Origin of the sequence: Amycolatopsis rhabdoformis (assembly GCF_035918295.1) — a bacterium.
Lineage (GTDB): Bacteria > Actinomycetota > Actinomycetes > Mycobacteriales > Pseudonocardiaceae > Amycolatopsis > Amycolatopsis rhabdoformis.
The window spans coordinates 3,391,532-3,404,109 of sequence record NZ_CP142149.1; the positions used below are offsets into that span (position 1 = coordinate 3,391,532).

Genomic DNA, 12,578 nt, shown 5'->3' on the forward strand with positions numbered 1-12,578 from the left:
ATCCTGCGAACCATGTCGATCGGCCTGCTGACCTGCTAACGTTCGATCATGCCGGGGCCCGAACGGCAGGTCGTGATCGTCGCGTACGCCGACGCCGAGCTGCTCGACATCGCGTGCGTGTCCGACGCGCTCGACGCCGCCAACCGCCTCGGCGCCCGACCGCGCTACGACCTGCGACTGGCCACTGTGGACGGACACCCGTTCCGCTGCCAGTCGGGCATCGCGCTCACCCCGCACGTGCGGCTCGACCAGGTTTCGGGGCCCCTGCACACGATCGTCGTGTCCGGCGGCCTCGGCCACCGCGACGCGGCCGCCGACCAACGGTTGCTCGAACACGTGCGCCGGCTCTCCCGCACGAGCACGCGCACGGCGTCGGTGTGCACCGGCGCCACCGTGCTGGCCGCGGCCGGACTGCTCAGCGGCCGCCGCGCGACCACGCACTGGGCCTACGCGGCGCAGCTCGCCGCGAGGTACCCGGCGGTGACCGTGGACCCGGTGCCGCTGTTCATCCGCCACGGCGACATCTACACCGCCGCCGGCGTGACCAGCGGGCTCGACCTCGCGCTGGCGTTCGTCGAGGAGGACCACGGCCCCACGCTCGCCCGCGAGGCCGCCCGCGCCCTCGTGACCTACCTGCAGCGGCCCGGGAACCAGGCGCAGGTGAGCATGTTCCTGTCCGGTCCGCCGCCGGAGCACCGGCAGGTGCGCGACCTCACCGCGTTCGTCGCCGAACACCTGGGCGAGGACCTCGGCACGCCGGTGCTGGCGCGGCAGGCCGGCATCAGCACCCGGCAGCTGACCCGGCTGTTCGACGCGCACCTGGGCACCACCCCGGGCAAGTACGTGCGCACCGTCCGCGCCGAGCACGCCGCCCGCCTGCTCGCGGGCACCGACCTGCCGCTGGCCGCCATCGCGCGCCGCTGCGGCTTCGGGTCCACCGAGACGCTGCGCCAGGCCTTCCTCGACCACTTCGACACCCCGCCGAGCGCCTACCGCCGCGTGCACCTGCGCCAGGCGCTCGGCTGAGCGAAACGCCGGAATCGACCGGGTCGTCCCCACCCGGTACGGGTGACGGCCACGGCCGGAGTGCAGGATGTGCGCCGTGGCACCGCCCGATTACCCCTCCGACTCCGACGCACTGGACGCGGCCGACGCCGACACCGGCCCCATCCGCCGCGTCACCGGCGACTCCCCGGCACCCGCGGCCCGGCCCCGCGCGGGCGACGAGCTCGCCTGGCCCGCCGCCGACGAGCCGCCGCGGCGCGCCCGGCGCACCGCGGACAACCCCGCCGCACGCCGGACAGGCGAATCCGCCCAGCCACCACGCCGCGCCGGCGACGCACCGGCGGCCGGACGCCGGACCGGCGCCACGCCACGGTCAGAGGCAGCCTCTCCGACCGGTGCTTCTCCCACCGGCCGACGCCGAGGCGACACCCCGCCGCCGGCCTCGCGCCGGGCCGGGTCACCGCAGGCGAACCGCACCGGCGAAACCCCCGTGCCTTCCCGGCACACCGGCGAAACCCCGCTGCCCGCATCCCGCCGCACCGGCGAAACGCCACCCCCCACCCACCGCCGCGCGGGCGACGGGCCGGCTTCGCGCCGCACCGGCGAAACGCCGCCCCCCGCCGGACGCACCACGGGCGAAACCCCGCTGCCGCCACGCCGCCGTGGCGAAACACCCCCGCCGGCGAGCGGCACCGGCGAATCCGCGACCGTCCGGCGAGCCGACGGCCAGGGCCGCCGTACGGGCGAAACCCCGCTTCCCGGCTCCCGCCAGGCCCGGGCGCGCCGAACCGGCGAGGTCCTTTCGCCCGGCACCGCGGAAAACCCGGACGATCCCGCGAGCCACCCCGGCACGGCGGAGAACCCGACCGGCTCCCCCGAACCCGCGGCCCGCAAGGGCCTACGCGCCGCGCTCACCGCGCAGGCCCACGGACACGGCCACGGTCACGGGCACGGCCACGGGCCCGCCGCCCCCGCCTCCACGCGAGTGCGGAAACTGCTCACCTGGCTGCTGGTGCCGCTCGCGGTCGCGACGGTCGTCGGCATGATCGTGCTGTACCCGTGGGGCCAGGCGTCGCCGACGAGCGTGGTGCCGCAGGGGACGCCGGTGCAGGGGTCGATCACCGCGACCGCCACCGGCCCGTGCCTCGCCAACGGCCAGGTGCAGGTCGGCGCTCAGGCCGACCCCGACCAGAAACCGTGCCTCACCGTCAACCTGACCATGACCGACGGCCCGGCCATCGGAAAACCGCTGCAGCTCATCGTGCCGATCGAGCCGAGCACCCCGCGCTTTTCCACCGGCGACAAGGTGGTGCTCGCCTACAACGGCGGCAACGCCACCGATCCGGCGTCGTTCCAGCTCGTCGACTTCCAGCGCGGCACGCCGCTCGTGCTGCTGGCCGCGCTGTTCGCGGTGGCCGTGCTGGTGCTCGGGCGCTGGCAGGGGCTCGCGGCGCTCGTGGCGCTGGTGCTGAGCTTCGTGGTGATCGTGCTGTTCGTGCTGCCGTCGATCCTCTCGGGGGAAAACCCGTTGCTGGTCGCGATCGCGGGCGCCGGCGCGATCATGTTCGTGGCGCTGTACCTCACCCACGGGCTCTCGGCGAGAACGTCGGTCGCGGTGCTCGGCACGCTCGTGAGCCTGGCGCTGATCGGGGTGCTGTCGGCGATCTTCTCCGTCGGCGCGTCGCTGACCGGGCTCGACGACAGCACGTCGACGCTGATCGGTTCACTCGGCCACGGCATCGACGCGCGCGGCCTGCTGCTGGCCGGGGTGGTGATCGGTGCGCTCGGTGTGCTCGACGACGTGACGATCACCCAGACCAGCGCCGTGTGGGAGCTGCGGCGGGCCAACCCGGCGCTGGGCTGGCGCGAGCTGTACCGCTCGGGCCTGCGCATCGGGCGCGACCACGTGGGCTCGGCCGTGAACACCCTCGTGATGGCCTACGCCGGCGCGGCGCTGCCGGTGCTGCTGTATTCGTCGATCTCCGGCGTCGGGCTCGGCGCGCTGCTCGGCAGCGAGGACATCGCGTCGGAGATCATCCGCACGCTCGCCGGGTCCGTCGGCATCGTCGCGGCGGTGCCCGTGACCACGATCCTGGCCGCGCTGATCGCCGCGCGCGAGCCCGTCGACCACCTCGTGAGCACCACGAATCCCGTTCCGTCCCACCAGTAACGCGGGCGAACCCCGGCCTCACCACGGCGCCCCGGTTGCGGTACGAAGTCCGCGACCGAGGCGAGTACTCCCGTACCCGAGGAGGGGTCGTGTTCTCAGCCGTACTGGCGGGACCGCGGATCACCGTGCACCTGGTCCGGCGGTTGTTCGCCGCGCTGCTGGAAGCGGCCGAAGCCGTGCCGCGCATCGCGACCGCGCTCGACGAGGTGCGCGCGACCCTGCGCCACCTCGAACGGCTGCTCGCCTACGTGGCCGAGGAGCTGCCGGAGCTGGTCGATCAGGTCGAGCAGATCCGTGCGCGGGTCGACGGTCTCGACGACCGGCGCGAGCGCGGCGGAGCCGGGCCGAATCCGGCCGAGTCCGTCAGTCCAGCGTCGCGACGAAGCGGCTGACAGCTTCCATCGGGAAGCGCTGGATGTAGCGGCCCGCCGGGGCGGCCGAGGCGAGGCGGTACAGCGGCCGCTCGGCCACGGCGTCGCCGCGGGCTTCGGACTTCAGTTCGGCGATGAGCAGCTCGGAGAACACGAGGCCGTTGGCTTCGGTGTTGTTCAGCAGCGCGTCGGCCACCCGGCGCAGTTGCAGCGCCCCCAGCTCGCGCCCGCCGGTGCCGGCGAACACGGCGAGGTCGACCTTCACCGTCTTGCGCCGCTTGCCCGCGTTCACCAGCAGGCTCACCGTGCGGGTGCCGCGCACGTCGCCGATCACGATGTCGAGCCGCTCGGCCTCCACGAGCCCGATGCGCCGGATCCCCCACGTGCGCACGATCAGCGTGGTGCCTTCGAGCCAGATCCGGCGGCGCAGCGTGTAGAGCACGATGTAGAGCAGTGGCAGCGCCACCACGACCGCGACGATGAGCCCCACCAGCTGTCCGCCGATCAGGCCCGCGATGCCACCGAACGCCGCGGCCACGATCACGGCGCCGATCAGCCCGGACCAGGCGCGCCGGCGCGTGAGTTTCGTGTCCTCCGCGAACAGCGGCAGCCGCTCCGGCTCGCCGCTCATGCGCGCACCAGCGCCGGGTTCGTGGCGCGCTCGCGGCCGATGGTCGTGGCGGGCCCGTGGCCCGGCAGCACGACGGTGTCGTCGGGCAGGGTCAACAGCTTCGTGCGCAACGATTTCTCCAGTTCGGCGCCGGGGCCGTCGGTGCGTCCGATCGACCCGGCGAACAGCGTGTCCCCGGTGAGCACCAGCCTGCCACCCTCGCTCGCGCGCAGGCCGAAGGCCACCGACCCCGGCGTGTGGCCGGGCAGCGGCACCACGTCGAGGTCGAGGCCGGCCACGGCGAGCCGGCCCTCGGCGAGCGGTTCGGCCCGGCCGGTGAACCAGTCGTGGTCGGCCGGGTGCAGGTGCAGCGGCAGGTCGTGGCCGAGGGCGCCGGCGACGTGGTCGGGGTGACCGTGGGTGGCGAGCAGCACGACCGGCGTCAGACCGTGCTCGGCGAGCGCGGCCGCGAGCGGTTCCGCCGAGTCCTGGCCCGGGTCCACCACCACGCACTCGCCGCCGGCGGCCGGGGCCAGCAGATAGCAGTTCGCGCGCAGCGGCCCCGCGGCGAACCCGACGACGAGCACCAAACCCCTCCAGTCACTGCGGCGCCGATCACGATCGGATCGAGACTAGCGGCCCCTGTACAGAGTCCTCACAGGCTGTGCCCATACACTGCCGCTACCTCAGACGTGTGACACCGAGCGGGAACTGGAGGGCGGGTGGCGACCAACCAGCAGCGCCGTGAAGCCGCGAAGCGGAAACTCGAGCGGCAGATCGAGCGACGGGCGGACCGGGCCAAGAAACGCAAGATCGTGGGCCTGGGCGTGGCCGGCGGCGTCGTCCTCATCATCGTCGGCGGCGTGGTGTGGTTGGTGAACGGCACGGGCGGCAGCGACGACACCAACGCGGCCGCGGCGCCGCCGAGCTCGTCGCCTTCGGCGCCCCCGGCACCGAAGGTCGGCACCATCCCGACGCAGCGCACGGCCCTGCCGACGCGCCCGAAGGCCCTGCCGAACCCGACCACGTGCTCCTACCCGGCCGACACGCAGAGCGCGCCGCCGCCGAAGAAGACCGACGCGCCGGACGGCAAGAACGTTTCTTCGCAGGGCACGGTCGACATCACGATGAAGTCCACCGCGGGCGACATCCCGATCACCCTCGACCGCGCGCTCGCGCCGTGCACCGTGCAGGCCTTCGTGAGCCTGGCGAAGCAGGGCTTTTTCACGGACACCATCTGCCACCGCCTCGGCGTGACCCAGCTGCAGATGCTGCAGTGCGGTGACCCGAACGCCAAGGGCGACGTGAACACCGACGGCACCGGCGGCCCGGGCTTCACCATCCCGGACGAGTTCATCGACACGGCCAAGTACGGCCGCGGCATCCTCGCGATGGCCAACACGGGCCAGCCGAACTCCGGTGGCAGCCAGTTCTTCATGGTCTACGGCACCGCCGAGCTGCCCCCGAACTACACCGTCTTCGGCAGCATCTCCGACGCCGGCCTGAAGGTCCTCGACCAGATCGCCAAGACCGGCATCGGCACCGTCGGCCAGGACGGCGACACCGGCGAGCCCAAGAACCCGGTGAAGTTCACCGCGGTCACGGTCGCGGCCTGATTTCTCCGCACGCATTCGAGCTGAACGGCGCTGAACCCAGCGCCGTTCAGCTCGCTGCGGTTCTGGGCGGGTACGGGCATTTCACGGCCATGCAGGTCCGCGCGGGCCGCGTGCGCGGCCTCGATCTACACCTCACCCGGCTCGCCACGAACACTCGCGTGATGTTCGGCAGCGAGCTCGACGTCGAGCGGGTCCGCGGGTACCTCCGCCGGCTGGTCGCGGGGCGTGCGTCACTGTCGGCGCGCGTCCTCGTGCTCTCCCGCTCCAGCGGGGACGAACCCGTGATGGTGCCCGAAATCCTGGTGCGCACCGGTCCCCCGCACGAGCACATCGCCGACCCGATCCGCCTGCGGTCCACGCGCTACGAGCGCGAGCTGCCCGAGGTGAAGCACACCGGCACGTTCGGGCTGATCCACCATTCGCGCCAGGCCGTGCTCGCGGGCTACGACGACGCGCTGTTCCTCGACCACATTGTGGACACGTCAGCGAAGCCGCCATCTGGAACGTCGGCTTCCTCGAAGGCGACACCGTGGTGTGGCCCGAAGCCGCCGTCCTGCCCGGCATCACGTACCTGCTGCTGAAGCAACAGCTGGCCGCCGCCGGGATCGCGCAGGTGACCCGCCGGGTCCACCCGCGCGAACTGCCCGGTTTCGACGCCGTGTTCCTCACCAACTCCGAAACCGTCGGCCGCCCCGTCGCGTCGGTCGACGGGGTCGCGCTGCGCAACAACCCCGCGGCGGCCCGGTTGCTCACCGAGGCGTACGAGAGCGTGCGGTGGGACGAGATCTGAGCCGTCGGTGCCGGCTCAGCGGTAGGTGAACTTCGGTGCCCGCCGGTTCAGGAACGCGTCCACGCCCTCGGCGTAGTCCTCGCCGTGCAGGGCGGCCAGGCGCAGGGCGTCCACTTCGTCGTCCGGGTGCTGCTGGCCGCCGACGATCTTTTCGATGATGCGGTTCATGCCGCGGATCGAGGCCTGCGAGCGGGAGCACAGGGTGGCCACGAAGGCGGCGGTGGCGGCGGTCAGGCCTTCGGCCGCGTGCAGTTCGTTGACCAGGCCCATTTCGCGGGCGCGCACGGCGTCGACGAGTTCGCCCGAGAGCAGGAAGTACCGGGCGTGCGCGGGGCCGACCAGGGACACGAGCAGGCGGGTCGAATCGAAGTGGAAGACGATGCCGAGCTTGGCCGGGGTGATGCCGAAGCGGGCGTCTTCGGCGGCGAAGCGGAAGTCGCAGGCCACGGAGAGCTGGCAGCCGCCGCCGATGCAGTTGCCCTGGATCATCGCGACGGAGGGCTTGCGCATCGAGGCCAGCGCCGCGACCGCGCCGTCCACGGCCTTGTCGTAGGTGGCGGCGCCGTCGGCGGTCGAGCGCAGTTCGCGGAACTCGCTGATGTCCGCGCCGGCCGAGAAGTGCTTGCCCGCGCCCGTGAGCACGAGGACCTTGAGCGCCGGGTCGGCCTCGACCTCGGCCACGACGTCCGGGATCGCCGACCACATGCCGTAGGTGATGGCGTTCATCTTCTCCGGCCGGGAGAACGTCAGGCGCGCGACCTCACCGTCGCGCGTGAACTCGAATCCGTCGGTCATGCCCCGACCCTAGTGGGATCGCCCTGGGCGAAACCGCCGTCTGTGACCAGGTCCGCGCGCTAGCGTGGCGGGCATGGGGATGATCGAGGCCGCCGGCGCGCGGTTCGGCTACGACGAGGCCGGCAACGGCCCGGCGGTGGTGCTCCTGCACGCCGGGATCGCCGACCGGCGCATGTGGGACCGCCAGTTCGCCGCCCTCGCGCGCCACCACCGCGTGATCCGCTACGACCGCCGCGGCCACGGCGAATCGGTGCCCGTCGAAGGCACCGTGTCCCATCACCACGACCTGCTCGCGGTGATGTCCGCGCTCGGCGTCGACCGCGCGGCGCTCGTGGGCTCTTCGATGGGCGGCGCCTACGCCCTCGACGCCGCTCTCGCCGCACCCGATCGCGTCGAGAGCCTGGCGCTGATCGGTTCCGGCCTGTCCGGCCACGAGTGGCCCGAACCGATGGCCTCGGACAGCCGCGAAGCCATGCTCGCCGCCGTGCCGGTGGAAGACCTCAAGCGCTACCTCGACCACACCGCCGACCACGTCGACGAAGCGCACGTGCGAGCCGTCGCCGAGGCCAACGTGCGCTACCTCGTCGTCGGTCCACATCGGACACCGGATGCCGTGGACCCGCGCTTCTACGTCCAGGCCCTCGAAATGTGCGCGGACGTGTACCGGCGCGAGTGGACCGAGCCGAAGTGGACGGAGGACGTGCCCGACACCCGCCACCGCCTCGGGGAGATCACCGCGCCCACGCTCGTGCTGATCGGCCTCGAAGACGGCTCGGGCCTGCTCGAGCTGGCCGACCGCTTCACCACCGAGATCCCCGGCGCGCGCCGGCTGGACCTGCCCGACACCGGGCACCTGCCCCCGCTGGAGCGCCCCGCCGAAGTGACCGAAGCGCTCCAGGATTGGCTCAGGAAGCCGACGTGACCCGGTAGACGTCGTACACGCCCTCGACCCCGCGCACCACCTTCAGCACGTGGCCGAGGTGCTTCGGGTCGCCCATCTCGAACGAGAACCGGCTCACCGCCACGCGGTCGCGCGAGGTCGTGACCGACGCCGACAGGATGTTCACCTTCTCGTCGGCCAGCACCTTCGTCACGTCCGAGAGCAGCCGGTGCCGGTCGAGCGCCTCGACCTGGATGGCCACGAGGAACACCGACGACGACGAAGGCGCCCACTCCACCTCGACCAGCCGCTCGGGCTGCGTGCGCAGGTCTTCGGCGTTCGTGCAGTCCGTGCGGTGCACGCTCACGCCGCCGCCGCGCGTCACGAACCCGAGGATCTCGTCGCCCGGCACCGGGGTGCAGCAGCGGGCCAGCTTGGCCCACACGTCGCTGGCGCCCTTCACGATCACACCGACGTCGTTCGACCCACGCCGGCGTGTGACGGTGGACGGTGTGGCCCGCTCGGCGAGCTCCTCCTCCGCCTCGTCGACCCCGCCGATGAGCGCCACCAGCCGCTGCACCACGTGCTTCGCGCTGGTGTGGCCCTCCCCCACGGCCGCGTACAGCGACGAGATGTCGCCGTGGCGCAGCTCCTTGGCGACCGAGCCCATGGATTCCGCCGACACGAGCCGCTGGATCGGCAGCCCGACCTTGCGGATCTCCTTGGTGATCGCTTCCTTGCCCGCGTCGATCGCCTCGTCGCGGCGCTCCTTCGCGAACCACTGGCGGATCTTCGCGCGGGCCTTCGGCGAACCGGCGAACTGCAGCCAGTCGCGGCTCGGGCCGGCGTTCTCCGCCTTCGACGTGAAGATCTCGACGTTCTCGCCGTTCTCGAGCTTGCGCTCCAGCGCCACGAGCCGGCCGTTCACCCGCGCGCCGATGCAGCGGTGGCCCACCTCCGTGTGCACGGCGTAGGCGAAGTCGACCGGTGTCGAGTCCGCCGGCAGCGTGATCACGTCGCCCTTCGGCGTGAACACGAAGATCTCGCGCGCGGCCAGCTCGTACCGCAGCGATTCGAGGAAGTCACCCGGGTCGGCGGCCTCGCGCTGCCAGTCGAGCAGCTGGCGCATCCACGCGATCTCGTCCACGTCCATCGCGTTACCACTGTGCGTGCCCTTGGTTTCCTTGTAGCGCCAGTGCGCCGCGATGCCGTACTCGGCGGTGCGGTGCATCTCGTAGGTGCGGATCTGCACCTCGAGCGGCTTGCCGTCCGGACCGATCACGGTGGTGTGCAGCGACTGGTACACGCCGAACCGCGGCTGCGCGATGTAGTCCTTGAAGCGGCCGGGCACCGGCTGCCACAGCGCGTGCACCACACCCATGGCGGCGTAGCAGTCGCGCACGTCCTCCACGAGGATCCGCACGCCGACAAGGTCGTGGATGTCGTCGAGATCGCGCCCGCGCACGATCATCTTCTGGTGGATCGAGTAGTAGTGCTTCGGCCGGCCCTCCACCTTCGCGGTGATCCGCGACGACACGAGGTTGCTCGTGAGGTCGGCGATCACCTTGCGCAGGTAGGTGTCGCGCGAAGGCGCGCGGTCGGCGACCAGGCGCACGATCTCGTCGTACTTCTTCGGCTGCAGGATCGCGAACGCGAGGTCTTCGAGCTCCCACTTCACCGTCGCCATGCCCAGGCGATGGGCCAGCGGAGCGAGCACCTCGAGCGTTTCGCGGGCCTTGCGGGCCTGCTTCTCCGGCGGCAGGAACCGCATGGTGCGCATGTTGTGCAGCCGGTCGGCCAGCTTGATCACGAGCACCCGCGGGTCCTTCGCCATGGCGATGACCATCTTGCGGATCGTCTCGGCCTCGGCCGAGGTGCCCAGCTTGACCTTGTCCAGCTTCGTGACGCCGTCGACGAGCTCGCCGACCTTGTCGCCGAAGTCGGCCTTCAGCGACTCCAGGGAGAAGCCGGTGTCCTCCACAGTGTCGTGCAGCAGCGCCGCGACGAGCGTGGTGGTGTCCATGCCGAGCTCGGCCAGGATCGTGGCCACGGCGAGGGGGTGCGTGATGTACGGGTCGCCGGACTTGCGCCGCTGCTCGCGGTGCAGCTCCTCGGCCACGTCGTAGGCGCGCTGGAGCAGCGCGAGGTCCGCGTTGGGGTGCAGCTCGCGGTGGATCACGGCGAGCGGCTCGAGCACCTGCTTCACGGGTGCGGCCCGCTGGGCCGTGATCCGGCGGGCGAGGCGGGCTCGCACGCGGCGGGTCGCCGACGGGTTGGGCGCGGCTCCGTTCGCCTTCGGCGGCGGTACCGCCGACGCGCCTTTCGCCCCGCCGTCCTTCGCGGGCGCCGTCTTCGCGGGCACCGCGGCGTCGAGCTCTTGGCTCACCCGCACCTCCTGCTGCTCGTGCGGCCTTCGAACCCTCAGGGTAGCCGTTCGACCGCGTGGCCACTCCGCCCACGTCCGATCGGCGTCCGGCGCGCCGCCCGACCTCGGCGGAGCCACACCACCTTCAACGCAGCGGGAACGGCCGGGCTTCCCGGCCGTTCCCGCTGGTGAAGAAGGGTCAGACGACCTGCAGGGCCGACACCTGGCGGCCCGCGAGCACCGCTCGGCCGCCGAGTGCCCCGAGCTCGAGCACCACCGACACGCCGCCGACGTCCGCACCGGCGTCTTCGAGCAATTTCACCGTGGCGGCGACCGTGCCGCCGGTGGCGAGCACGTCGTCGATCACGGCGACACGCGCACCCGGGTGCACCACACCGGCCGGCAGCTCGACGCTCGCCGTGCCGTATTCGAGCGCGTAGTCGACCCGGCCCGCCACCGAAGGCAGCTTGCCGGGCTTGCGCACGAGCACCACGCCGAGGCCGCGGGCGTACCCGACGGCCGCGGCGAGGAGGAACCCGCGGGCCTCGACGCCGGCCAGCAGCTCGGCCTCGGGGCCGATCGTGGCGGCCAGTGCGTCGACGACCGCGGCGAACCCGGGCCCGTCCGCGAAGAGCGGGCTCAGGTCGCGGAACAGCACGCCGGGCTCGGGAAAGTCCGGCACCTCGGCGATCAGGCCGAGGGCCTTGTCCAGGTCCACGGGCTCAGCGCTTCCGCTTCGCCGACGACACCCCGCCGCCGGTGCGGCGCGGCTTGCTCTGCGGGCGCGACTTCGGCGTGCGGGCCGGCACTCCGGCGGCCGCCGCCATCGCCTTCTCCTTGCGGAGCTCGGCGGCCAGCGCGTCGTCGTCCGTCGTGTCGAAGTCCTCGCCCTCGGCGTCACGCGCGGCGGCCTTGGCCCGGCGCGCCGCGACCCGCTGGGCCTGCTGCTGGTACTTCGGCTCCCGCATCTTGAAGTCGACCAGCAGCGGCGTGGCCAGCGCGACCGACGACAGCACGCCGACCAGGGTGCCGGTGAGCTGCACCAGCGCCAGGTCCTGCAGCGTGCCCGAGCCGAGCAGGATGTACCCGACGATCAGCAGGCCGAGAATCGGCAGCAGGGCGATGAACGCCGTGTTGAACGACCGCATCAACGTCTGGTTCAGCGCCAGGTTGGCCGCCTCGGGGTACGTGCGGCGGGTGAGGCCGAGCAGCCCGCGCGTGTTCTCGCGGACCTTGTCGAAGACCACCACCGTGTCGTAGAGCGAGAACCCGAGGATGGTCAGCAGGCCGATCACCGTCGCCGGCGTGACCTCGAAGCCGACGAGCGAGTAGACGCCCGCCGTGACCACGATGTCGTGGATCAGCGAGATCAGCGCGGCCGCGGCCATCCGGGTGTCGAAGTAGATCGCCAGGAAGATCACCACGGCCACGAGGAAGACCGCGAGCGCGATCAGCGCCTGCCGCGAGATCTCCCCGCCCCAGGACGCGCTCACGGCGCTGTCGCTGATGGCCTGCACGCTCGGCTGGTTGTTCGAGCCGATCGGCGCCCAGTCGGTGAACAGCTGCTGCTTCACCTTCGCGACCTGGTCGGCCGGCAGCGCCTCCGAGCGGATCTGGATGGTCGCCGCGTTGCCGGTGCCCACGCGCTGGGTCTCCGACGGCTGCTCGCCGAGCGCCTTGGTGAACGACTCGGCCGCCTGCGACGTGGTGATGTCACCGCGCGCGCCGTGGGCGGGCAGCTGGATCTGCGTGCCGCCCTCGAACTCGATGCCGATGTTGAAGCCGCGGATGAACATCGAGAGGATGCAGACGAGCACCAGCGCCGCGAAGAAGATGTACCAGCGCTTGCGCTTGCCGACGATGTCGAACGCGCCCGTGCCGACGTAGAGCCGGTGGAAGACGCTTTCCTTCTTGCCGGACGGGGTGGCCTTGCGGGCGCCCGACTCGGCGTCCGTGCCCAGGTCTTCGACGCCCAC

At 72.1% G+C, this 12,578-nt stretch carries 13 protein-coding genes; 7 read left to right on the top strand and 6 right to left on the bottom strand.

The window, feature by feature from the left end:
* Positions 1-48 precede the first annotated feature (48 nt).
* The 3 genes from VSH64_RS15360 to VSH64_RS15370 all read left to right on the top strand — a co-directional run bounded on the left by VSH64_RS15360 (position 49) and on the right by VSH64_RS15370 (position 3,567).
* The gene (locus VSH64_RS15360; protein ID WP_326836271.1) at positions 49-1,026 is read left to right on the top strand and encodes a GlxA family transcriptional regulator; all 978 of its coding nucleotides are present in this window, start codon (positions 49-51) and stop codon (positions 1,024-1,026) included.
* A gap of 76 nt (positions 1,027-1,102) precedes the next feature.
* Complete coding sequence (locus VSH64_RS15365; RefSeq protein WP_407655650.1) at positions 1,103-3,175, top strand: YibE/F family protein; 2,073 nt, start codon at positions 1,103-1,105, stop codon at positions 3,173-3,175.
* An 89-nt stretch (positions 3,176-3,264) separates the two neighbouring features.
* The gene (locus tag VSH64_RS15370; protein WP_326836272.1) at positions 3,265-3,567 is read left to right on the top strand and encodes a hypothetical protein; all 303 of its coding nucleotides are present in this window, start codon (positions 3,265-3,267) and stop codon (positions 3,565-3,567) included.
* Here the strand turns inward: VSH64_RS15370 and VSH64_RS15375 are convergent.
* On the bottom strand, positions 3,539-4,177 hold the full coding sequence (locus tag VSH64_RS15375; RefSeq protein ID WP_326836273.1) for a hypothetical protein: 639 nt from the start codon (positions 4,175-4,177) through the stop codon (positions 3,539-3,541). The genes VSH64_RS15370 and VSH64_RS15375 overlap by 29 nt on opposite strands.
* The gene (locus tag VSH64_RS15380) at positions 4,174-4,743 is read right to left on the bottom strand and encodes an MBL fold metallo-hydrolase (RefSeq protein WP_326836274.1); all 570 of its coding nucleotides are present in this window, start codon (positions 4,741-4,743) and stop codon (positions 4,174-4,176) included. Before VSH64_RS15380 ends, VSH64_RS15375 begins: the two co-directional genes overlap by 4 nt.
* 135 nt (positions 4,744-4,878) lie before the next feature.
* On the opposite strand from VSH64_RS15380, the gene VSH64_RS15385 reads away from it, so the two are divergent.
* The 3 genes from VSH64_RS15385 (at position 4,879) to VSH64_RS15395 (ending at position 6,562) form a co-directional block, all read left to right on the top strand.
* Positions 4,879-5,772, top strand: coding sequence for a peptidylprolyl isomerase (locus VSH64_RS15385; protein ID WP_326836275.1), 894 nt, complete (start codon positions 4,879-4,881; stop codon positions 5,770-5,772).
* Between the two features lie 89 nt (positions 5,773-5,861).
* The gene (locus tag VSH64_RS15390; protein WP_326836276.1) at positions 5,862-6,353 is read left to right on the top strand and encodes an aminotransferase class IV; all 492 of its coding nucleotides are present in this window, start codon (positions 5,862-5,864) and stop codon (positions 6,351-6,353) included.
* Complete coding sequence (locus VSH64_RS15395; RefSeq protein WP_326836277.1) at positions 6,302-6,562, top strand: aminotransferase class IV; 261 nt, start codon at positions 6,302-6,304, stop codon at positions 6,560-6,562. The genes VSH64_RS15390 and VSH64_RS15395 overlap by 52 nt, the downstream gene beginning before the upstream one ends.
* A 15-nt stretch (positions 6,563-6,577) precedes the next feature.
* On the opposite strand, the gene VSH64_RS15400 is transcribed toward VSH64_RS15395, so the two are convergent.
* The gene (locus VSH64_RS15400) at positions 6,578-7,357 is read right to left on the bottom strand and encodes an enoyl-CoA hydratase/isomerase family protein (protein ID WP_326836278.1); all 780 of its coding nucleotides are present in this window, start codon (positions 7,355-7,357) and stop codon (positions 6,578-6,580) included.
* Between the two features lie 73 nt (positions 7,358-7,430).
* On the opposite strand from VSH64_RS15400, the gene VSH64_RS15405 reads away from it, so the two are divergent.
* Entirely contained in the window at positions 7,431-8,279 is an 849-nt protein-coding gene (locus tag VSH64_RS15405; protein ID WP_326836279.1) for an alpha/beta fold hydrolase, read from the top strand.
* On the opposite strand, the gene VSH64_RS15410 is transcribed toward VSH64_RS15405, so the two are convergent.
* From VSH64_RS15410 to secF, 3 genes are all read right to left on the bottom strand, one after another.
* The gene (locus VSH64_RS15410) at positions 8,263-10,623 is read right to left on the bottom strand and encodes a RelA/SpoT family protein (RefSeq protein ID WP_326836280.1); all 2,361 of its coding nucleotides are present in this window, start codon (positions 10,621-10,623) and stop codon (positions 8,263-8,265) included. The two genes, VSH64_RS15405 and VSH64_RS15410, sit on opposite strands and share 17 nt — an antisense overlap.
* Before the next feature lie 178 nt (positions 10,624-10,801).
* Entirely contained in the window at positions 10,802-11,320 is a 519-nt protein-coding gene (locus VSH64_RS15415) for an adenine phosphoribosyltransferase (protein WP_326836281.1), read from the bottom strand.
* 4 nt (positions 11,321-11,324) lie between these two features.
* Complete coding sequence (gene secF / locus VSH64_RS15420; protein ID WP_326836282.1) at positions 11,325-12,578, bottom strand: protein translocase subunit SecF; 1,254 nt, start codon at positions 12,576-12,578, stop codon at positions 11,325-11,327.

What these genes read in the sequence shown, in the direction of transcription:
- VSH64_RS15360 (WP_326836271.1), top strand. Translation starts at nt 49, where the DNA reads ATGCCGGGGCCCGAACGGCAGGTCGTGATCGTCGCGTACGCCGACGCC.
- VSH64_RS15375 (WP_326836273.1), bottom strand. Translation starts at nt 4,177, where the DNA reads ATGAGCGGCGAGCCGGAGCGGCTGCCGCTGTTCGCGGAGGACACGAAA.
- VSH64_RS15390 (WP_326836276.1), top strand. Translation starts at nt 5,862, where the DNA reads ATGCAGGTCCGCGCGGGCCGCGTGCGCGGCCTCGATCTACACCTCACC.
- VSH64_RS15400 (WP_326836278.1), bottom strand. Translation starts at nt 7,357, where the DNA reads ATGACCGACGGATTCGAGTTCACGCGCGACGGTGAGGTCGCGCGCCTG.
- VSH64_RS15405 (WP_326836279.1), top strand. Translation starts at nt 7,431, where the DNA reads ATGGGGATGATCGAGGCCGCCGGCGCGCGGTTCGGCTACGACGAGGCC.